Raw genomic sequence first — 21293 nt, forward strand, 5'->3', positions numbered from 1 at the left:
AGCGTAGCGTAACCCACCAATGTCTTCATCCGCGGAGGCAGAAGAGGTGGGTTACGCCAGCGGACCGCGCGTTGCGCAGCCGCGGGCTAACCCACCCTACGATCGTGGCCTATCAACCCGGATAGGTATAGGCGGTCTTCACCGTGGTATAGAACTCGCGCGCATAGGAGCCCTGCTCGCGGGCGCCGTAGCTTGAACCCTTCCGGCCGCCGAACGGCACGTGATAGTCGACGCCGGCGGTCGGCAGATTGACCATCACCATGCCGGACTCGCTGTTGCGCTTGTAGTGCGAGGCGTATTTCAGGCTGCTCGTGCAGATGCCCGAGGCGAGGCCGAACTCGGTGTCGTTGGAGATCGCCAGCGCTTCCTCGTAGTTCTTGGCGCGGATGACGGCGGCGACGGGGCCAAAAATCTCCTCACGCGCGATGCGCATATTGTTGTTGGCCTCGGTGAACAGCGCCGGCTGGAGGTAATGGCCGGGCGTCTCGCGCTTGAGCAGCTCGCCGCCGAAGGCGAGCTTTGCGCCTTCGTCCTGGCCGATCTTGATGTAGCGCAGATCCTGGTCGAGCTGGCTCTGGTCGACCACCGGGCCGATATGCACGCCGGCCTTGAGCGCGTCGTCCACCGACAGGCCCTTCAGGCGCTCGGCCACCGCCGCGACGAAGCGATCGTGGATGCCTTCGGTGACGATCAGGCGGGAGGAGGCGGTGCAGCGCTGGCCGGTCGAGAAATAGGCGCCGTTGACGGCGACCTCGACGGCGGTCTTCAGGTCGGCATCGTCGAGCACGACCAGCGGATTCTTGCCGCCCATCTCGAGCTGGAACTTCTTCATCGGGTTCGACAGCACGCAGGCCTGCGCGATCTTGCGGCCGGTCTGCACCGAACCGGTGAAGGAGATCGCGGCCACATCCGGATGGTCGAGCAGGGTCTGGCCGACGACGGAGCCGGAGCCGACCACGAGGTTGAACACGCCGGCCGGAATGCCGGAGCGGGTGATGATCTCGGACAGCGCATGTCCCGAGCCCGGCACCAGCTCGGCCGGCTTGAACACCACCGTGTTGCCGTAGCAGAGCGCGGGCGCGATCTTCCAGGCGGGGATCGCGATCGGGAAATTCCAGGGCGTGATCATGCCGACGACGCCGACGGGCTCACGGGTGAGCTCGACGTCGAGGCCGGGACGGACGGAGGCGCCCTTCTCGCCGATCAGGCGCAGCGCTTCGCCGGCGAAGAACGCAAAGATCTGGCCGGCGCGCGCGACCTCGCCGATGCCCTCGGGGAGCGTCTTGCCTTCCTCGCGGGCGAGCAGGCGGCCGAGCTCTTCCTTGCGGGCGAGGATTTCGAGAGAAATCTTGTTCAGCGCGTCATAGCGCACCTGCGGCGTCGACTGCGCCCAGGCCGGGAAGGCGGCCTTGGCTGCCGCGATCGCCTTCTCGGTCTGCGCCTTGTCGGCCTTGGCGTACTCGCCGACGAGGTCGTTGGTGTTGGAGGGGTTGATGTTCTTGGTGACGCCGGAGCCGTCGACCCATTCGCCGCCGATGAAGTTCTTCAGGATCGCAGTCATGTAGTCCTCCGAGATTTTCTTAACGCACGAGGCAGGGACGCTTGTCGTCAAAGGTCCAGCCGGGGATCAGGTCCTGCATGGCAGTAGCGTCATCGCGGGCGCCGAGTCCATGCTTCTTGTAAAGCTCATGCGCGGTTTCGATGGCCGGGCGGTCGATTTCGATGCCGAGGCCCGGCCGCTCGGGCACGGCGATCTTGCCGCCCTTGATCTGGAGCGGCTCCTTGGTCAGCGCCTGGCCGTCCTGCCAGATCCAGTGGGTATCGATCGCGGTGACCTTGCCGGGCGCGGCGGCGCCGACATGGGTGAACATCGCGAGCGAAATGTCAAAGTGATTGTTGGAGTGCGAGCCCCAGGTCAGGCCGTTGTCGCGGCAGGTCTGGGCGACGCGCACCGAGCCCTGCATGGTCCAGAAGTGGGGATCGGCCAGCGGAATGTCCACCGCGCCCAGGCGCAGCGCATGCGAGAGCTGGCGCCAGTCGGTTGCGATCATGTTGGTCGCGGTCGGCAGGCCCGTGGCACGGCGGAACTCGGCCATGATCTCGCGACCCGAGAAGCCGGCTTCGGCGCCGCAGGGATCCTCGGCATAGGCAAGAATGCCGTGCATGTCCTTGCAGAGGCTGATCGCCTCGTCGAGCGACCATGCGCCGTTGGGGTCGAGCGTGACGCGTGCGTCGGGGAAGCGTTTTGCGATGGCGGTGACGGCCTCGATCTCCTGCTCGCCGCGGAGCACGCCGCCCTTGAGCTTGAAGTCGGCGAAGCCATAATGGTCGTGGGTGGCTTCCGCGAGCCGCACCACGGTCTCCGGCGTCATCGCCTCCTGGTGGCGCAGGTTGAACCATTCGGGCTTGCCGGTCTCGCCCTTGGTGTAATCGAGCTTCGACCTGCGGCGATCGCCGACGAAGAAGAGATAGCCGAGCGTCTCGACGCTCTTGCGCTGCTGGCCTTCGCCGAGCAGCGCCGCGACGGGCAGGTTGAGGTGCTGGCCGAGCAGGTCGAGCAGTGCGGACTCGATCGCCGTGACCGCATGGATCATCACGCGCAGGTCGAACGTCTGCTTGCCGCGGCCGCCGGCGTCGCGATCGGCGAACGCCGTGCGGGCGTCGGCAAGGATGTTGTTCATCGCGCCGACGGTCTTGCCGATCACGAGATCGCGGGCATCCTGGAGCGTCTGCCAGATCTTTTGCCCGCCCGGTACCTCGCCGACGCCGGTGTGTCCGGAATTGTCGGTGAGGATGACGATGTTGCGGGTGAAGAACGGCGCGTGCGCGCCGCTCAGATTGAGGAGCATGCTGTCGCGGCCCGCGACCGGGATCACCTGCATCGATGTGACGACCGGTGCGCCGGAGACCTCAGTCTGGGCCATAGCACGCTCCTCCCTGTTGTTGTCTGTTATTCTGCAGCTTGTTGTGACGATCGGATGGCGGGCAGATTCTTCACCAGCGCGGTCAGCTCCGCAACCTCCTGCTCGGTGAGATCGGTTAGCGGCGGGCGGACCGGGCCGGAATCGCGGCCGATCACCTTCATGCCGGCCTTGATGATCGAGACCGCATAGCCCTTCTTGCGGTTGCGGATTGCAATCAGCGGCAGGATGAAGTTTTTCAGGCCGGCATGGATCGTCTCATGGTCGCGCTTGCGCACCGCGGCGTAGAAATTGGTGGCGAATTCCGGAACGAAGTTGAACACGGCCGAGGAATAGGTCGTCACGCCCATGTCGAGATAGGGCAGCGCGAAGGTTTCCGCGGTCGGCAGGCCGCCGATATAGGTGAGGCGGTCGCCGAGCTTGGTGTAGACGCGGGTCATCAGCTCGATGTCGCCGATGCCGTCCTTGTAGCCGACGAGGTTCGGGCACCGCTCGGCGAGGCGCGCCAGCGTATCGGGCTGCAGGATGGCGTTGTCGCGGTTGTAGACGATGACGCCGATCTTCACGGACGCGCACACGGCTTCCACGTGGGCGGCAAGGCCGTCCTGCTCGGAATGGGTCAGATAGGGCGGCAGCAGCAGCAGGCCATCGGCGCCGGCCTTCTCCGCGCCGATCGCGATCTCGCGCGCGGTGGCGGTGCCGTAGCCGGTGCCGGCGAGCACGGGCACGCGGCCCTTGGTCTCGTCGACGGCGATCTTGACCACCTGCGGAACCTCGGTCGGCGTCAGGGAGAAGAACTCGCCGGTGCCGCCGGCGGCGAACAAGCCGGCAACGTCATAGCCGCACAGCCAGTCCATATTGGCGCGGTAGGTCGCCTCATCGAACGAATAGTCCGCCTTGAAGGGCGTGACGGGGAAGGACAGGAGGCCCGATCCGATCTTCTGGGCCATTTCCTGCGGGGTCATCTTGCTCATGGGCGCTGCTCCCTTAATTGCGTGTTGTGGAGGACGCGGGCCGAAGCCTGCGCGTCCATGCGCCGTTGTTTAGGAGACCGTTCGATGCGCGTCCAAGCCAAAGCCTATATCGACCGATGCGGATTGAGCATCAATCGTCCGCCACCTCCGCCGAGGACAATTCGCCTGCGATTTTGACCAGCGCGGAGAGCAGCGGATTCTCGTCGTCGCGGCGCCAGACCATGAACAGCTCGACGGGAACGCGCGTGCGCAGCTTCAGCGGCCGCAGCCGCACGTCGGAGATCTTCAGGCTCGCGGCCGCGGCCGGCACGATGGCAAGGCCGAGGCCGGCGCGGACCATGGCGAGGATCGAATGGATCTGGCTCAGATGCTGCACATAGCGCGGCAGCACGTCGGCGCGGGTGAACAGCGCCACCAGGAGATCGTGGAAATATCGGCTCTCATAGGGCGAGTACATCACGAAGGGCTGGTCGTCGAAGTCCTTTATGGTGATGGTCTCGGCGTTCGCCAGCGGATGCTTCTTCGGGATCGCGGCGAGCAGGGGTTCGGCGACGACACGGCGGCTGGCCACTTCGGGGCGCGCTATCGGCGGCCGCAACAGCCCGGCGTCGATCTGGCCGGAGCTGAGCGCCTCGAACTGATCACCGGACACCATCTCCTTCAGCGAGAAATCGACCTCGGGCAGCTTGGCGCGGCAGGCGGCGACGAGCTCCGGGAGGAAGCCGTAGGCGGCAGCCGCCGTGAAGCCGATTTTCAGCGAGCCGGTTTTGCCGAGCGCAATGCGGCGGGCGACCTGCGAGGCGCTTTCGGCGAGCTTCAGGATGCGCCGCGCCTCCGGCAGGAAGCTGCGCCCAGCCGGGGTCAGGCGCACCGAGCGGCTGGTGCGTTCGAGCAAGGGCGCGTCGATGATGTGCTCGAGCACCTGGATCTGCCGCGACAGCGGTGGCTGGGTCATGTTCAGCCGCGCGGCGGCGCGGCCGAAATGCAGTTCTTCGGCCACCGTGACGAAACAGCGGAGCTGGTTGAGGTCGAACATCGATACATGCCTTAGATGGATAAGGCGTTTCCCCGGCACTTCTAGCATCGATCATCCCCAAAACAAAGACGGCGGCTGAGGAGCCGCCGTTGAGTTGCCTGGTCAAGCTCCCGCGGGAGCCCTCAGGAGGAACGTTTGAGCACCACCCGCTCGATCTTGCCGACCACCACGAGATAGGCGAACGCGGCCACCAGCGCATTGGCGCCGACGAACAGCAGTGCGCCGTTGAATGAGCCGGTCGCGGCCAGGATGTAGCCGATCACGATCGGGGTGCTGATCGAGGAGAGGTTGCCGAAGGTGTTGAACAGGCCGCCGGAGACGCCGCCGGCTTCCTTGGGCGAGGTGTCGGAGACGACCGCCCAGCCGAGTGCGCCGATGCCCTTGCCGAAGAAGGCGAGCGCCATGAAGCCGACCACCAGCGCCTGTCCGTCGACATAGTTGCAGGCGATGATCGACATCGACAGCAGCATGCCGCCGACGATCGGGATCTTGCGCGCCATGGTGAGCGAGCCGGTCTTGCGGAGAATGGCGTCGGAGATGACGCCGCCGAGCACGCCGCCGATGAAGCCGCACAGCGCGGGCAGCGTCGCGACGAAGCCGGCTTGCAGGATCGACAGGCCGCGCTCCTTGACGAGGTAGACCGGGAACCATGTCAGGAAGAAATAGGTCAGCGTGTTGATGCAGTACTGGCCGAGATAGACGCCGAGCATCATGCGGTTGGAGAGCAACTGGCGGATGTGATCCCACCCGGAGCCGGACTCGGGCGCACGCTCCTGCACCAGATCGTTTTTGGGCGCGTCGAGATCGACCAGCGCGCCGCCTTCCTTGATGTAATCGAACTCGGCCTCGTTGATGCCGGGATGCTCCTTCGGGCCGTAGACGGTCTTGATCCAGACCAGGCCCATGATGACGCCGAGCCCACCCATCACGAAGAATACGAAGCGCCAGCCGTAATCATGCGCGATCCAGCCCATTAGCGGCGCGAAGATCACGGTGGCGAAATACTGTCCCGAATTGAAGAAGGCCGATGCGGTGCCGCGCTCATTGCCGGGAAACCAGGCGGCGACGATGCGGGCGTTGGCGGGGAACGAGGGCGCTTCCGCGACGCCGACAAGGAGGCGAAGTGCGAACAGCACGATGATGGCGGCGCCGGCGCTGAGGAAGCCGACCCAGCCCTGCATCATCGTGAACAGCGACCAGACGATGATGCTGAAGGCATAGACGAGGCGCGAGCCGTAGCGGTCGAGCAGCCAGCCGCCCGGCACCTGCGCCGCGACATAGGACCAGCCGAAGGCCGAGAAGATCCAGCCCATGGCGACGGGATCGAGATGCAGCTCTTTCGAGAGTGCGGGGCCCGCGATCGACAGGGTGGCGCGGTCGGCATAGTTCACGGTCGTGACCAGGAACAACATGGTCACGATGAACAGCCTGACGCGAGACCTCCTCACGTCCGCTGCGGACGACACCACTGCGCTCATCACGCGCCTCCTTAGAACTCGAAATGTTTCCTCTCTGCGACTCCTAGAGGCGCGCGCGGCAAAGTGTCCAAGTTCAAGGGAGTATCGATCGATGCCGTTTTTGGATCGATGGAACGGCAGGTGCGGGGAACGATCACGAGGTGACGAGAATGTGCGATCGTGATGCGCGAGGTCGTGCTCCGCACACCACTGTCATTCTCCGCGAAAGCGGGGAATCCAGTACGCCGCAGCCTCTCGATTCAATCACCGCTGTCACGGAGTACTGGATCGCCAGCCTTCGCGGGCGATGACACCGAGTATGTGGGAGCAGTGTCGTGCTATTGCTGCGTGCCCAGCAGCGGCGCCAACAGTCCGCGTGTCACGCCGGGCGGCACGGCATCGAGGCCGAGCACGCTGCTCGCGGCCGGCAGCGCGGCGTCCGCCATCGCGGCGTGGCCTTCCGCGCTTGGATGCACGGCGCCGCCGTAGACGGCGGAGAGCACGCCCCAGGTGGCGTCGTGGATGTCGCTCGGCTGGCTCGCCGCCGGCAGGCCTTGCGGATAGGTCATCGCGGCAAAATAGCTGTCGTTGGCATCGCGGATCCAGCGCGCGCGCGGCAGGTAGGCGCGATACTCCGAGGCGCCGCGGCCGCACAGCATCGGCTGGCTCGCCGCGCTCACGATATCGGGATTGAAGCTCTGGCCGTTCTCGGCGAAACACGTGCGGTCGAATTCGGGATCGTTGCCCGCATGGGCGCAGAAGCCGTGATCGGCGAACACCGCCTGGTGCGAGTCCACGAAGGTCATGCGATCGGCTTCGGGATCGCGGCACAGTGCGCCGCGCGTGCAGGTGGCGAGCCCCTTCAGCTGCGGCAGGAATTCGGTGTCGACGAAGGTCGAGACGCGGGCCAGGCGCTGCGGATCGGCGTTGAAGGACGGATGGATGTCGAACCCGGCGCGGCCGCCGCGGCAGGGCACGCCGCCATCGGCGAGCGCGGGATTGGCGTAGGAGACATAGACCACGTGCGAGAGGTCGCCGCTGACGAGCGGCTTCAGCGCCTCGCGCAGCTTGGCGAAATTCTGCGGCAGCTCGCGCGCCAGCGCATCGCGGGAATCGTCGACGCTCGCCATCACGCCGGAGCGGCGGAACAGCGCGCGCTCGGTCGCGGTGTCGACGATGACGTCGGCGACGAGGCCGGAGAAGTAGACATCGTTCGCGCCGACCGAGAGCAGCACGAGGTCAAGCGTGCGGTCGGGCTGGCGCTTTTTCGCCGCGGTGAGCGCCTCGCGCAGCTCGGCGACCTGGGCGTTCACGCTGGTGTTGCAGACGCCGGTCTTGCCGGGCGGGCATTCGCGGGCGCGCTGCGAGCCCAGCAGCCCGTCGCCGATGCTGGCGCCGGTGCAGGCGAGCGGCAGAAAGGTCACCGCGATGTGGGTGTAGCGCACCGCGAGCGCGAGAGCCGTGCGGGCCTGGTAGCTGTAGAGCGAGCGGTGGCAGGGCGAGTTGAACCAGAGCGCGCCGTAATGTTGCCAGTTGGCGAGGGTGTCGGGTGCCTCGCAGGCGCGGCCACCTTTATAGCCGGCGCGGCTCGGCCGGTAGTACTGCGCACCGGCGGTACCGAGATAGGAGCGGAAGCAGAAGCCCTCGTCCGACAGCGCCAGCGGCCGGTCCGGGTTGCCTTCGCCGGAGCCGATGCTGTCGCCGAGCCCGGCGACGAAGATGTCGCGGACCTGAATCTCGGCCTGGACGCGCTGGGTCGGATCGGAGCCGGAGGAGACGTCGACGCTCGCGACCGTCTGCTTGCCGTAGCGGACCCGCAGGTTGATCGGCTCGGCGCAATCGAAAGTCGAGGTCTGCGGCCCGTCGCCGTCGTCGAACGACCAGGCGCAGGTGGCGCCGACCGGCACTGCGCCGGTCAGGCGCACGGTCACCGGATGGTCGGTCGGGGTGAGGTAATTCTCTTTGACGTTGTCGCGGGTGCAGGGCTGGTTGACCCGGCCCTGGAGGTCGATGCAGAGCCGGTTGACCATGTTGCGGGCCCAGCCGCGGCCCTCGCTCTGGAGCTCCAGCGACTGCTCGGCGGCGAGGATGCTGCGGTTACGCGCGTTCTCGACATGGAGCTGGAAGTCGCGCTCCTCGCGGAACAGGCGGAAGCGGTTGCGCACCTCCCAGGATATTTGCATCGCACCGGCGTCCTGCGCGGCGGCGCGCTCGAGCGGCAAAGACGTCAGAATCCCGGCAAGCAGCAGGAGGCCTGCGGGAAGGGTACGAAAGGAAAAAGGGATCATGGCCCGCGTGTTCAACGGCAAAGTTGAGGCGGAAATAAGAGAGCATTGCTGCGCCGCCCGCAACCTCTGTCTGACGGTCGCCCGCCCGCCTTACCGCTTGCTGGCCTGTCGCAACGACCGCTCGCGTTCCATCGCTGCTACCTGCTTGGGCAGGTTGCCTTGCGCGCAGGCCTCGGCCAGCCGCCGCCGCTCCTGCCAGGGCTCCACCACGTTCATCCAGAGCTCGCGCGCGCCCATGATGGAGATGGCGAGGCCGAACGGGATCACGAAATAGAGGATGCGGAAGACCAGCAGGGTCGCCAGAAGCTGCTCGCGGCCGAATTCGGGCAGCGCGACCAGCATGGCGACATCAAACACGCCGATCGAGCCGGGCGCGTGGCTGGCAAAGCCGATCAGCGTCGCCAGGATGAACACCACCGCCAGCGACATGAAGTCGATCGACGGATTGGCCGGCATCAGCAGGTACATCGCCGTCGCACAGAAGCCGAGATCGACCACGCCGATCAGGATCTGGACCAGCGTCAGCGGCGCCGAGGGCAGCACCACCTTCCAGCCCTTCTGGCCGAGCTCGCGGCGCTTCTCGCCCATGCAGAGCCAGACCAGATAGGCGCCGATCGAGGCGAGGCCGCCGAGCCCGATCAGCCGGTTGATCGACGACGGCAGTTGATCCATCGATGAGGCGGCATCCGGATGGATGACCATGCCGATCGAGAGCACGAAGATGTTACCGAGCCAGAAGGTCAGGCCTGACAGGAAACAGATCTTCGCGACGTCGATCGCGTTCAGCCCGTAGTCCGAATAGATCCGGAAGCGGATCGCGCCGCCGGTAAAAACGGTGGCGCCGATGTTGTGGCCGATCGAATAGGACGTGAAGCTGGAGAGTGCTGCGATGCGATAGGGCACATGTTTCTTGCCGATCGTTCGCAGTGCAAAATAATCGTAGAAGGTCAGCGTACAGAACGCGAAGACGACGCAGATCGCCGCCAGACCGATATTCCCGCGGGGAATCTCGGTCAACGCGGTCAGGATGACGCCGGTATCGATGTCCTTGAGGGTGCGCGCAAGCGTGGTGATCGCGAAGGCGATGATGAAGACGCTCGCAGCAACACCGAGCCGTCGCCAGCCGATCCATCTCTTGAAGCCGCGCTTCAGCGCGGGCAGCAGTCCGTGCATTCATCCTCCCGGCGGGGGGCAAGACCGATCGGCCAGACATTGGCCGGTCGGGTGCGATCACTGCCCGAAATGGGCTTCGACCGCTAGGCATGATGTAGCTCATTTAAGGCAAAAACAGCGACTTGTGCAGCCCTTGACAACAATAGGTTCTGCGTTCGACCGATAGGTTCTGCGGTGGACCGCCGCTTTTGTCATATGTGGTTCATATCGGGCGCGCGTTAAGCATATGAGTCGAGGCACTTGCCTGGAACGCGCGTCCGCATCTTGACATGATTTCGTGTCCGCCCGTAGTCGGCATTGTTCCAGCGCAAGCGATGCGAGCTTTTTTGGAACGTCGGTACTGCGCGCTGGTTAGCGCTCCATCAGCAATCGAACATGGCGGAATCATCGGCTTTTCGTGCGAGCCGACGCCTCCGTGTTCCCGAAACCGCGAGGATCGGAACGATGGGACTGTTCACAAAAGACATCAAGACCATGAACGACCTGTTCGTGCACCAGCTACAGGACATCTATTATGCCGAGCAGCAGCTCACCAAGGCGCTGCCGAAAATGGCAGATAAGGCTACCGATCCGCAGCTGAAGCAGGGCTTTTTGACGCACCTCGAAGAAACCAAGCAGCACGTCAAGCGGCTCGAGGAAGTATTCAAGATGCACGGCGCGCAGGTGAAGGCGGTCGACTGCCCGGCCATCGACGGCATCATCGAGGAAGCCGACGAGACCGCCGGTGAAGTCGCCGACAAGGCGGTGCTGGACGCCGCCCTGATCAACGCGGCCCAGGCCGCCGAGCATTACGAGATCGTCCGCTACGGCAGCCTGGTCGCCTGGGCCAAGCAGCTCGGCCGCAACGACTGCGCCACCGTGCTCGCCAAGACGCTGGAAGAAGAGAAGGCGACCGACAGGAAGCTGACCGCGCTCGCCGAGAGCAAGGTGAACCTGCGCGCGGCGAGCTAGGACCGGGCGTAGCTGCGAAAAAGGCGTCGCGCGGTCATCCGCGCGGCGTTCGCATTTGACGCATCCATAATTCGATCATTGTCGAAGCATGAATTCGGGCTGGAAGCGTATGTTTCGCATGGGGCTGCAACCGAGGCGGCAGCATGCGAGCCAGCACCATCAAATATGAACCCCTCGACGGCGGAGCCGCTGCGCAGCGTGCCGGCTCGCGCTTTGCGACATCCCTCACGCTTGCCGCGATGAGCCTCGGCTATGGCGTGGTCCAGCTCGACGTCACCATCGTCAACACCGCTCTGGATGCGATGGGAAAATCGCTCGGCGGCGGCGTCGCCGAGCTGCAATGGGTGGTCAGCGCCTATACCATCGCCTTTGCCGCTTTCATTTTGACCGCCGGTGCGCTCGGCGATCGCATCGGCGCCAAGCGCATCTTCATGGCGGGGTTCGCCATCTTCACCGCGGCCTCGCTCGCCTGCGCGATGTCGCCCAATGCGGTCGTGCTGATCGCAGCGCGGCTGGTGCAGGGGCTGGCGGCGGCGATCCTGGTGCCGAATTCCCTGGCGCTGCTCAATCATGCCTATGTGGACGCCCGCGCGCGTGGCCGCGCCGTGGCGGTCTGGGCCGCCGGAGCGAGCCTGGCGCTCACTGCCGGTCCCTTCGTCGGCGGCGCACTGATCACGCTGGTCGGCTGGCGCGCGATCTTCCTGGTCAACCTGCCGATCGGTCTTACCGGCTTGTGGCTGAGCTGGCGCTACGCCAGCGAGACCACGCGGTCGCGCGCGCGCGAGATCGATCTGCCCGGCCAGCTCGCCGCGATCGCTGCGTTGGGCACGCTTGCCGGCGCGATCATCGAAGCTGGCGCGCTCGGCTGGAGCCATCCAGCCGTGATCGCAGCATTCGTTGCCTCAGCCGCATTCGCGGTGCTCTTCGTCTGGCGCGAGAGCCGCACCGTGCAGCCGATGCTGCCGCTGTCGCTGTTCCGTCACCGGCTGTTTACCCTGACCACGATCGTCGGCCTCTTCGTCAACATCGCGATCTACGGCCTGATCTTCGTGCTGAGCCTGTATTTCCAGAGGATCAACGGGCTGTCGGCCTGGTGGACCGGGCTCGCCTTCGTGCCGATGATGGGGGCGGTGCTGCCCGTCAACCTGCTGGCGCCGCGTCTGGCCGAGCGCATCGGCTCATGCCCGACCATCGTGGTCGGCGCCTGTATCTCGGCACTCGGCTGTCTCGGGCTGCTCTGGACCGAAGCCGGGACCAGCTACTGGGCGATCTTTGCGCAGATGATCGCGATCAGCGGCGGACTTGGCCTGCTGGTGCCGCCGCTGACCTCCAGCTTGCTCGGCAGCATCGACAAGGCGCGCTCCGGCATCGCCGCCGGCGTCCTGAACGCGACGCGGCAGACCGGCAGCGTGCTCGGCGTCGCGCTATTCGGCTCGCTGGTGGCCTCGGACAGTGCATTCATGACGGGCCTTCACCAGTCGCTAATCATATCGGCGGCCGTCCTGCTGCTCGCCGCCGCCGTGATCGGCCTCGGCGCAATTGCACCTGACGCAAAGGCGCAACGCCGCTCAATGTGAGCGATCCCACACATTCTCTGTTCACCATTCCCGAAACCGGCGCATAGCCGGTTACCGACTGTCCATCTCTGCCGGCTCTAGTGCGATTGGAATAGGGGCCGGCAATGTATCAAGTACTTTACTGCCTGACGGATCAGCATGATTGGCGTCTGGTCGCACTTGGCGGAGCGGTGTGCCTGCTCGCCAGCGCGGCGGCGATCAGCCTGTTCCACCGCGCGCGTGCGGCGCGCGGGGGAGCTCGCGTATCGTGGGTCGCGCTTGATGCCGTCGTCGCCGGCGGCGGCATCTGGGCAACCCATTTCATCGCGATGCAGGCTTACGGTCCTGGTGCGGGCGGCGCTTACAACATTCCGTTGACGGTCCTGTCGCTGATCTTCGCGATCGCGGTCACCTTCATCGGGCTGAGCATCTCGGTCTCGGTGACGCGGGCGGGCCTGGTTGCGCTCGGTGGCGCCGTCGTTGGTGGCGGCGTTGCCGCCATGCATTACACCGGCATGATGGCGCTCGAGATTCCCGCGCACATCGGCTGGACGACCGGCACAGTGACGGTCTCGATCATCCTCGGCATCGTTCTCGGGTCGCTTGCCATGGTCGTTGCAGGGCGGCGCGACAGCCTTGCCGGCGCGCTCGGCGCGACGGTGCTGCTGACGCTTGCCATCGTCTCGCATCATTTCACCGCCATGGGCGCCGTGGAGCTGACGCCGGATCCTGCGGTCGTGATCAGCGGCCTGTCGATCCCGCCGGCCTCATTGTCGATCCTCACCGCCAGCGCCGCCGCTGCGATCATCGCGATTGCGCTCGCGGCGGCTCTGCTCGACCGCCGCGCCAAGGGCGAACTGGGACGCCAGCAAGTCGTGCTGGATACCGCGCTCGAGAACATGTCGCAGGGACTGTGCATGTTCGATGCGGACGGCAAGATCCAGCTCTTCAACGAGCGCTACGCAGCGTTGCTCGGCCGCACCGACATTCCGCTCGCCGGCCGCCTGCTCGTCGACGTGTTGCGGGAAGAGCAGGCCAAGGGCCAGTGGCAGGGCGATGCGGGCGAATTCTTCGCACGCCTCGTGGCCGACGCGCGCGAGGGACGCACGACCAGCCAGGTCGTCGCCCGGTTCGGTCGCTCCATCCGGGTCGTCAACCAGCCGATGCAGGGCGGCGGCTGGGTCGCGACTTTCGAGGACATCACCGAATGGCTGGAGGCGCAGGCCAAGATCTCGCACATGGCGCGCCATGACGCGCTGACCAATCTGCCGAACCGCGTGCTGTTCCACGAGCAGCTCGAGCAGGGACTGGGCCGGGCGAAGTCGGGCGACCAGCTCGCGGTGCTGTGCCTCGATCTCGATCACTTCAAGGACATCAACGACTCGCTCGGCCATCCCATCGGCGATGCGCTGCTCAAGGAAGTCGGTCGCAGGCTGAAGGCCACTGTCGGCGCGAGCGACACCGTCGCGCGGCTCGGTGGCGACGAGTTCGCCGTGGTCCAGATCGGGCGCTCCGAGGAAGCCGCGGCGCGAGCCCTTGCCGGCCGCCTCGTCGAGGTGATCTCCGCGCCTTACGAGATCGACGACCATCAGATCGTGATCGGCGTCTCGATCGGCATCTCGCTGTCGCCGCAGGACAGCGACAATCCGGACGAGCTGTTGAAGAACGCCGACCTCGCGCTGTACCGCGCCAAGGCGGACGGCCGCGGTACCTATCGTTTCTTCGAGACCGGCATGGATGCGCGCGCGCAGGCGCGGCGGCTGCTGGAGATGGACTTGCGGGCAGCGTTGCTGCGCGACGAGTTCGAGGCGTACTACCAGCCGATCCGCGACGTCGCCAGCGGCCGCGTCGTCGCCTTCGAGGCGCTGCTGCGCTGGAACCATCCGCAGCGTGGCCTGATCGCCCCCATCAACTTCATCCCGGTGGCCGAGGAGACCGGCCTCATCGTCCAGCTCGGCGAGTTCGTGCTGCGCAGCGCCTGCAGTGACGCCGCCACCTGGCCGGACGATGTCGATGTCGCCGTCAACCTGTCGCCGGTGCAGTTCAAGAGCCCGAACCTGATCGCATCCGTGACCGATGCGCTTGCAGCCTCAGGGCTCGCGGCGCGGCGGCTCGAGCTCGAGATCACCGAATCGGTGCTGCTCCAGAACAGCGAGGCGACGCTGACCACCCTGCACGAGCTGCGGGCCATGGGCGTGCGGATCTCGCTCGACGATTTCGGTACCGGCTATTCGTCGCTGAGCTACCTGCGCAGCTTCCCATTCGACAAGATCAAGATCGACCGCTCCTTCGTGTCGGAGCTTGCGACGCGCGAGGATTCCATGGCGATCATCCGCGCCGTGACCGGCCTCGGGCGCAGCCTCGGCATCGTCACCACGGCGGAAGGCGTCGAGAACGACGCGCAGCTCGAGCTGCTACGGCGCGAGGGCTGCACCCAGGCGCAGGGCTATCTTTTCAGCAAGCCGCGGCCCGCATCCGATGTCGCGTTGATGCTGAACCGGCCGCGGCTGCTCGCCTCGGCCTGATGTCTAGCCGCGGCGCAGCGCGAAATGCGCGCCGCAAAACGCCATCACGGCGCCAAGACATAGCGCGGCCAGCCCGGCGAGCACGCCCGAGACGGACGGGATCGGGCTCGGCGCCGCGGCCACCTGGCCCGCACCGGCAAGCAGCAGCACGCCGACCGCGATCAGGAATTGCCGCATCCGCTGCGGGATCTGCCCGGAGACGGCGCTCTGCATCAATGTCGCCGTGAAATAGCCGCCGGAGAAACCGACCGTGGCAATCAGCCACCAGGCGATCGCTGCGCCCGCGGGTATGAATTCATGCGAGTCGGAATGCCAGAGCCCGCCGAGGTCGAGCCCGTAGCGCGCACCCAGCATGTGCACCGCGAGCGCGAGCAGCACGCCGGAGATCACGGCGGCACCGAGAATCAGGCGGCGCGGAAAAAAGGTCGTCTCAGCCATGCCCCGCTTGTAGGATGGGCGAGGGCGATCGCGCAAGCCGATCGCAGGCAGGATTGCGCGGACGGGATTGATTGTGGGGATGCAGGTTTCGGGAGCGCAAGGCCCGTCGGTCACGAGCTACGCCTACAAGGCGTCGCTGATCGGCTCGGCGCATCGTTTCGAGCTGACGGACGAGGGCCTGTCCTGGCACATCGCCGGGCGCTCCGGCCTGTGGCGCTATGACGAGATCTCGGCGATCCGGCTGTCGTTTCGCCCGGTGTCGATGCAGCAGCACCGCTTTCGCGCCGATGTCAGCCACACCGGCGGCGGCCGCGTCAGGATCCTGTCGACGAGCTGGCAGACCGCGGCGCTGATGGCGCCGCAGGACAACGGTTTTCGCGATTTCATCATCGAACTGCACGCACGTATGGCGCAAGCCGGCAGCCGCGCCGAATTGACCGCAGGCCTCGGTCGCAAGACCTATGCGGCGGTGCTGGCCTTCCTGGCGGTGCTGACGGTGGCGATGACGGGGCTTCTGATCCGCGCGCTCATGATCGGGGAGTTCGCCGGCGCCCTGTTCATCATCGGCTTTGCCGCACTGTTCGCCTGGCAGGTCGGCGGCTTCGTGCGGCGCAACCAGCCGCATAGCTACAGTTTTGATCGTGTGCCGAAGGCGTTGCTGCCTTAGGTGCAATCGGCCGCAATCAAACGTGACTTCGCGCTCCTGCGCCGGTGTCGCATCGTGCTGTCATGCCAACCATGGATCGCAACAGGCGCCAGCCTACAGCGGATGAGATCGTCGAAATCAACCGTACGCATCTGATCGATACGCCGCTCCGGCCGGCCGATCTGTTGTTCATGTTCGGCACCCGCGAGGACGTTGGCTTGCGCGCCGACACCGCCGCGAGGCTGTGGCGCGAGGGCCTTTTCCGCTGGTCGATTGTCAGCGGTGGTGTGACGCCGGGCTCGGAGCAATCTAAGTGCACCATCATCAAGGCAGCGATGGCCGCGGCCGGCATTCCGGCGGACCTTATCCTCGAGGAACATCGCGCAATGAACACCGGCGAGAACGTGATCTTCTCGCTGCCGATCATTGATGCGGCGCTGGGGCTGCGAAACATCCGGAGCGTGATCTGCCTCGGCAACACCTGGACGGCGCGCCGCTACCCGATGACGCTGCACCGGCACTGGCCTGAAGCCGAGAAGATGCTGCTCACCGTCGACAGCTTTGCGACGCCGCGCGCGCTCTGGCACACCGATGTCGAGTTTCGCCGGCGTGTCCTGCACGAATGGGACAAGATCGAGCCGTACAGGGCGAGGGGCTTTATCGCGGAATGGCCGGCGGCCTGAGCGGCGAAGGGCCGGATCTTTGTCGCAACGCGTTTTCGAACCGGTATCACTTCGCTCGCAACGCTCTGGCTTACTCCGTCGAGTCGAAATCCTCTTCCTTGGTGCCGAGCAGCGACACGAGCGTGCGCAGGCCGGAATCGAGCTGCTCGAGCGAGGGCGGGGCGAGCGCGAGCCGCACCGCGTTCGGTGCATGTCCGTGCGCAATTGCAAACGTCGAGGATGGCGTCAGTGCGATGCCCCGCCGGGCTGCTGCGGCGACGAAGGTCTGCGAGCGCCAGTGCGGCGGCAGTGTCAGCCAGAGATGATAGGAGCGCGCGTCGGCCGCGATCTGGTAGCCGGCAAGCAGCCTTGCCGCGGTCTGCTGCCGGCGCGCAGCGTCGATCCGTTTCAGCCGCGTCAGCTCGGCGACGGTGCCGTCGGCCATCAGCCGCTGCCCGGACGCCAGCGCGTGGCCCGAGGCGATCCAGCCGCCGGTCCGGACTGCGCTCATCACGCTCTCGCGCAGATGCGGCGGGGTGACGAGGATGCCGAGCGCGAGGCCCGGTGCGACCTTCTTGGACAGGCTGTCGATCACGATGCAACGGTCCGGCCCGAGCGCTGCCAGCGGCGTGTCGTCGGCGAGGAAGCCGTAGACGGCGTCCTCGATGATGGTGAGATCGAGCTTCTCGGCGACGCGCATGATGTCGGCGCGCCGCGTCGGGTTCATGGTGACGCCGAGCGGGTTCTGGATGATGGGCTGGAGATACAGCGCCGACAGATGCGCTTCGCGATGCGCCTTCTGGATCGCATCGGGACGCGCGCCAAATTCGTCCATCGGAATCGGGACCAGCGTCACGCCGAGCCGCGCCGCGATGCTCTTGACGTAAGGGTAGGTCAGCGCCTCGACGCCGCAGCGGCCGCCGGTGGGAACGAGGGCGGCGAGCGCGGCGGCGAGCGACTGCTTGCCGTTGGCGGTGAAGACGATCTGCTCGGCCTGCGGCGTGAAATCCTTGCGCGCGAGATAGGCGACGGCCGCATTGCGCGCGCTCTTGGTGCCGGTGCTGGTCGAGACGCGCAGGGCGGATTCGAGCGCATCGACGCGCTCCAGCCCGGCAAGGCTCTTGGCGATCATCGCCCATTGCTGCGGCAATAACGGATAATTGACCTCGAAATCGATCCGCGCGTCGCGCGGCTCGCTCAACGCCTCGACCTCGCGCTTGATGTCGCCGGAGATGAACGTGCCGCGGCCGACCTCGCCGACGACGAGCCCGCGGCGAAGCAACTCCGTATAAACCCGGCTCGCGGTCGAGACCGCGATGCCGCGGTCATAGGCAAAGTTGCGCTGTGGCGGCAGCCGGTCGCCGGGCCTTAACGTGCCTTTAGTGATATCGGCCGCAATGGCATCGGCAAGCTTCACGTATTCGAACTTGGACATTATTGCACCGAGAGCAATGTTTTACTTGCTCCGAGTAGTGTACTGGAGCATTTAAGTTCCATCAAGTTCCGCGATTGAGCCGAGGAGAGCGAGAGCAATCCGATGGCAAATGAGGTGCAGGCGCTCACAGCGTCCGCGCCAACGGCACCTGCTTCGCTGCGCGGACAATAGGCCGGAGAAGAAAATGACCACGATCTCGCAAACTGCCGGGCGGAGTTTACGCCCATCCTCGTCGGGCGGATTTTTCAGCACGCTCGCCAACGCCGCCCATGCGCTGTTCGATCGCCTGGAGCGTCGCTCTGCCGTCAAGACGCTGAACGAGCTCGACGACCACGCCTTGCGCGACATCGGGATCACGCGCAGCCAGATCGAGGACGCCGTCTACGGGCAGTTCAAGGCCGAGCTGACGCGGTATCTGTGAGTTTGTTCGGCCGCCACGCCCGCAAGTCCGGGCGTGGTGACAATGCCTCCGCGTCGTCATTGCGAGCGGAGCGAAGCAATCCAGACTGCCACCGCGGAAAGACTCTGGATTGCTTCGCTGCGCTCGCAATGACAGCGTTTGTTGTGGCGCTCAGTGCCTGACCACCAGCACCGAGCACTTGGCGTAGCGCACGACGTGCCCGGCATTGGAGCCGAGGAAATAGGTGCGCATCGCCGGCCGGTGCGAGGTCATCACAATCAGGTCGGCCTTCATGTGCACGGCCTCCTCCAGGATCTCATGATAGATGCCGCCCTGTCGCACCACGCTGGAAATGCGCCCCGTCTCGATGCCTGACTCCCGCGCGACGATGGCGAGCGCTTCCTCGGAGGTCTGGCGCTGCTGCTCGTCGAAATCGGCCGGGACGTATTCGGCGAGCATCACCGGCGTCATCGGCAGCACGTTGAGCAGTCGTATCGATCCGCTCCAGGTCTGCGACAGCGTTATCGCGGTCGCGAGCGCCGGCTTGGCCAGATCGGTGTCGGCGAGGTCGATGGGCACGAGGATGGACTTGAACATCTGCGCCTCCCAATTGACCAAGCTAGGATCAACCGGTCGAGACGGCGCGCCCCGCGCGTCTCAACCCGATCGAAGCAGCTTGGGGCTGACGAACAGCACCAGTTTGCCGCGGCGGTAGGCCACGTCACCCCAATCCTTGACGTCAAAGTCGAAGATCGCAAGCCCCGACGTGGGCAGATTGTGAGCGAGCGCCTTGGCGCCGGCCGGATCGCCGCCGCCCATCAGCATCAGCGCGGCCTCGTGCATGCCGGGATTGTGGCCCACCAGCAGCAACTGCTTCGGGTTGGCCGGAACGGTTGCAGTGCGAATGGATTCCAGGATCTGGGCGGGATCGGCGCCGTAGAGTTCGGGCAGGACCTCCACCTGCGGCGCTGCGACGCGGTCCTTCATCGTCTCCCAGGCAATGTCCCAGGTCTGCCGGGCCCGGACGGCGTGCGACACCAGCACGGCCTTGGGGAAGGGGGGATGGGTGGCGAGCCAATCCCCGATCTGCGCGGCGTCCTTGTGGCCGCGGTCGTCGAGGCGACGATCCTGGTCACGGCCGCTCGGCGCGTCAGTCTCGGTCTTGGCGTGACGCAGCAGCATCAAACGGCGCATGGCATTCTCGAATCGTTACGCGTCCAGAATAATCTACAGGCGCCGGTTGAGGACAAGGTGACAAGGGCCCGATCGGTCCTTTAAGGAAACGACATGAGCGAGACTTTCACAAGCGTGTCCCAGGAAGAAGCCGGCTTTCGTGAACGCACGCGACTGTCGTTTGATCTCGATGCCGACATCTGCGTGATCGGGGCCGGGCTTGCCGGGCTCTCCATCGCGCTGGAGGCAGCCCGGCTTGGAGCCAGCGTCGCGGTGCTCGAGGGCCGCCATATCGGCTGGAACGCCTCCGGAAACCAGCTCGGCACCGTGATGCCGGGCTTTGCGCTGCCGCTCGCCGATTTGATCGAGCGCATCGGCTTCGAGGACGCGCGCGAATTGTGGACACTGGCGAAGGAGGGCGCCGAGTTCGTCCGGGCCAACGCCACCGAAGAGAACATGCCCGGCATCGGCCCGAGCGATGGCGTGCTGGAGGTCTCCAACGTCGATGCCGGCGACCGGCTGATCAGCCGGTTGCAGATGCTCCACGAGGATTTCGACACGGAGGTCGAGGGCTGGCAGGTGGATCGCGTCCGCGAGGCGCTCAAGACCGACCGTTACTTCCACGGCGTCTATTATCCCCGGGCATTCCAGCTCGACGGCCGCAAATATGTGCACGGCCTCGCAGCGCTGGCGCGGCGGGCGGGAGCGCGCATCTTCGAGGACACGCCGGTCGTCAGCATCGATCATTCCGGCATCCGCAAGCGCATCGTCACGCCCTCGGCGCGGCTGCGCGCCACCCACATCGTGCTGGCCGGCAACATCCACCTCGGCGCGCCCTTGAGGCGCCTGTCGGAGACGCTGCTGCCGGTCTGGCGCTATGCCGGGATTACCGCGCCGCTCGGCGAACGCGTGCACGAGATCGTGGCGTTCAAGGGATCGGTGATGGATTCCGACGGGGTCGACCATTTCCGTGTCGTCGACGGTGACCGCCTGATGTGGGAAAGCCCCGAGACCACCTGGGCCGCGCGTCCGCAGCGCTTTGCGGGCGCGGTCAGGCGGCGGATCAGATCGATTTTCCCCCAGTTCGGCGATGTCGAGATCACCGACATGTTCGGCGGCGCCACCGGCCAGACCGTGCACGGCATGCCGCAGATCGGCCAGTTGCGCAAAGGCCTGTGGGTGGCGAGCGGGTTCGGCCGCCAGGGCATGAACACCTCGGCCATGGCCGGGCAGCTGATCGCGCGTAGCATTTTGTGGGGCGACGACCGCTGGAAGCTGTTCTCGCCATTCGAGCTGGTCTGGGCGGGCGGCACGACCGGGCGGGTCGCGGGCCAATTGGTGGGAGTTTGGGGCAGGGCGAGTTCCGCCGCCGCAGGCTCGCTCGCCCGCTACCGCGAGCGTGCGCGGGTCAAGGACCGGGAACGCGAGGCGCGCCTCGCTGAAGCCAACCGGGCCGCCGGCACTGGTCCTCGCCGTCCGCCGCCCAGCGTCCGGCCGCAGCCGGCCCCACCGCCGAAACCTGTGGCCGAGGATGTGGAACCGGCCTCGTAGGACCAGGGTGTCTCGCGATAAGTTGAGAAAAACTCCGCCCGGACGTGTAACGTCGGCCGTTAGAGCCCGTATCTCGGAGCGTGGACTCCCCCGCGCACGGAGAATCA

The 21293-nt window shown here is 65.9% G+C and carries 18 protein-coding genes; 7 read left to right on the plus strand and 11 right to left on the minus strand.

Going from position 1 to position 21293, the window contains the following annotated elements:
- Positions 1-112 precede the first annotated feature (112 nt).
- The 7 genes from AB7531_RS14650 to AB7531_RS14680 all read right to left on the minus strand — a co-directional run bounded on the left by AB7531_RS14650 (position 113) and on the right by AB7531_RS14680 (position 9849).
- Entirely contained in the window at positions 113-1561 is a 1449-nt protein-coding gene (locus AB7531_RS14650) for an aldehyde dehydrogenase family protein (RefSeq protein ID WP_063982243.1), read from the minus strand.
- A gap of 19 nt (positions 1562-1580) precedes the next feature.
- Entirely contained in the window at positions 1581-2924 is a 1344-nt protein-coding gene (gudD, locus tag AB7531_RS14655; RefSeq protein WP_436855394.1) for a glucarate dehydratase, read from the minus strand.
- A 26-nt stretch (positions 2925-2950) separates the two neighbouring features.
- The gene (kdgD, locus tag AB7531_RS14660) at positions 2951-3895 is read right to left on the minus strand and encodes a 5-dehydro-4-deoxyglucarate dehydratase (RefSeq protein ID WP_063982245.1); all 945 of its coding nucleotides are present in this window, start codon (positions 3893-3895) and stop codon (positions 2951-2953) included.
- A 130-nt stretch (positions 3896-4025) separates the two neighbouring features.
- Positions 4026-4931: a LysR substrate-binding domain-containing protein gene (locus AB7531_RS14665; protein WP_063982246.1), complete on the minus strand. Its 906-nt coding sequence runs from the start codon at positions 4929-4931 to the stop codon at positions 4026-4028.
- Positions 4932-5053: 122 nt separating this feature from the next.
- The gene (locus AB7531_RS14670; protein WP_063982247.1) at positions 5054-6409 is read right to left on the minus strand and encodes an MFS transporter; all 1356 of its coding nucleotides are present in this window, start codon (positions 6407-6409) and stop codon (positions 5054-5056) included.
- 317 nt (positions 6410-6726) lie between these two features.
- Positions 6727-8676 carry a hypothetical protein gene (locus AB7531_RS14675; RefSeq protein ID WP_063982248.1) on the minus strand — a complete coding sequence of 650 codons (1950 nt, stop codon included), beginning with the start codon at positions 8674-8676 and terminating at the stop codon, positions 6727-6729.
- Positions 8677-8766: 90 nt separating this feature from the next.
- On the minus strand, positions 8767-9849 hold the full coding sequence (locus tag AB7531_RS14680) for a lysylphosphatidylglycerol synthase transmembrane domain-containing protein (RefSeq protein WP_063982249.1): 1083 nt from the start codon (positions 9847-9849) through the stop codon (positions 8767-8769).
- A 444-nt stretch (positions 9850-10293) separates the two neighbouring features.
- On the opposite strand from AB7531_RS14680, the gene AB7531_RS14685 reads away from it, so the two are divergent.
- The 3 genes from AB7531_RS14685 (at position 10294) to AB7531_RS14695 (ending at position 14881) form a co-directional block, all read left to right on the plus strand.
- Positions 10294-10800 (plus strand): YciE/YciF ferroxidase family protein, encoded by a 507-nt coding sequence (locus AB7531_RS14685; RefSeq protein ID WP_063982250.1) that lies wholly within the window; start codon positions 10294-10296, stop codon positions 10798-10800.
- Between the two features lie 143 nt (positions 10801-10943).
- Complete coding sequence (locus AB7531_RS14690; RefSeq protein ID WP_063982251.1) at positions 10944-12377, plus strand: MFS transporter; 1434 nt, start codon at positions 10944-10946, stop codon at positions 12375-12377.
- Between the two features lie 104 nt (positions 12378-12481).
- Positions 12482-14881, plus strand: coding sequence for a bifunctional diguanylate cyclase/phosphodiesterase (locus AB7531_RS14695; protein ID WP_063982252.1), 2400 nt, complete (start codon positions 12482-12484; stop codon positions 14879-14881).
- Between the two features lie 3 nt (positions 14882-14884).
- On the opposite strand, the gene AB7531_RS14700 is transcribed toward AB7531_RS14695, so the two are convergent.
- Positions 14885-15319, minus strand: a complete 435-nt coding sequence (locus tag AB7531_RS14700; protein WP_063982253.1) for a hypothetical protein — start codon at positions 15317-15319, stop codon at positions 14885-14887.
- A gap of 79 nt (positions 15320-15398) precedes the next feature.
- On the opposite strand from AB7531_RS14700, the gene AB7531_RS14705 reads away from it, so the two are divergent.
- Both AB7531_RS14705 and AB7531_RS14710 read left to right on the plus strand, forming a co-directional pair.
- Entirely contained in the window at positions 15399-15986 is a 588-nt protein-coding gene (locus tag AB7531_RS14705; protein ID WP_063982254.1) for a hypothetical protein, read from the plus strand.
- Between the two features lie 62 nt (positions 15987-16048).
- Positions 16049-16648, plus strand: a complete 600-nt coding sequence (locus AB7531_RS14710) for a YdcF family protein (protein ID WP_063982255.1) — start codon at positions 16049-16051, stop codon at positions 16646-16648.
- A gap of 70 nt (positions 16649-16718) precedes the next feature.
- Here the strand turns inward: AB7531_RS14710 and AB7531_RS14715 are convergent, their stop codons facing one another.
- On the minus strand, positions 16719-18062 hold the full coding sequence (locus tag AB7531_RS14715; RefSeq protein ID WP_063982256.1) for an aminotransferase-like domain-containing protein: 1344 nt from the start codon (positions 18060-18062) through the stop codon (positions 16719-16721).
- 184 nt (positions 18063-18246) lie between these two features.
- On the opposite strand from AB7531_RS14715, the gene AB7531_RS14720 reads away from it, so the two are divergent.
- Positions 18247-18483, plus strand: a complete 237-nt coding sequence (locus AB7531_RS14720; RefSeq protein WP_038933822.1) for a DUF1127 domain-containing protein — start codon at positions 18247-18249, stop codon at positions 18481-18483.
- A gap of 150 nt (positions 18484-18633) precedes the next feature.
- On the opposite strand, the gene AB7531_RS14725 is transcribed toward AB7531_RS14720, so the two are convergent.
- Both AB7531_RS14725 and AB7531_RS14730 read right to left on the minus strand, forming a co-directional pair.
- Positions 18634-19059 (minus strand): universal stress protein, encoded by a 426-nt coding sequence (locus AB7531_RS14725; protein WP_231142320.1) that lies wholly within the window; start codon positions 19057-19059, stop codon positions 18634-18636.
- A 60-nt stretch (positions 19060-19119) separates the two neighbouring features.
- Positions 19120-19656 (minus strand): SixA phosphatase family protein, encoded by a 537-nt coding sequence (locus AB7531_RS14730; protein WP_038956013.1) that lies wholly within the window; start codon positions 19654-19656, stop codon positions 19120-19122.
- A 93-nt stretch (positions 19657-19749) separates the two neighbouring features.
- Between AB7531_RS14730 and AB7531_RS14735 the strand changes: the two genes are divergently transcribed.
- Entirely contained in the window at positions 19750-21186 is a 1437-nt protein-coding gene (locus tag AB7531_RS14735) for an NAD(P)/FAD-dependent oxidoreductase (protein ID WP_063982257.1), read from the plus strand.
- The last annotated feature ends 107 nt before the right edge of the window (positions 21187-21293 follow it).

The organism is Bradyrhizobium sp. 63_E2_N1_3, from assembly GCF_052076005.1.
Classification (GTDB): domain Bacteria; phylum Pseudomonadota; class Alphaproteobacteria; order Rhizobiales; family Xanthobacteraceae; genus Bradyrhizobium; species Bradyrhizobium barranii.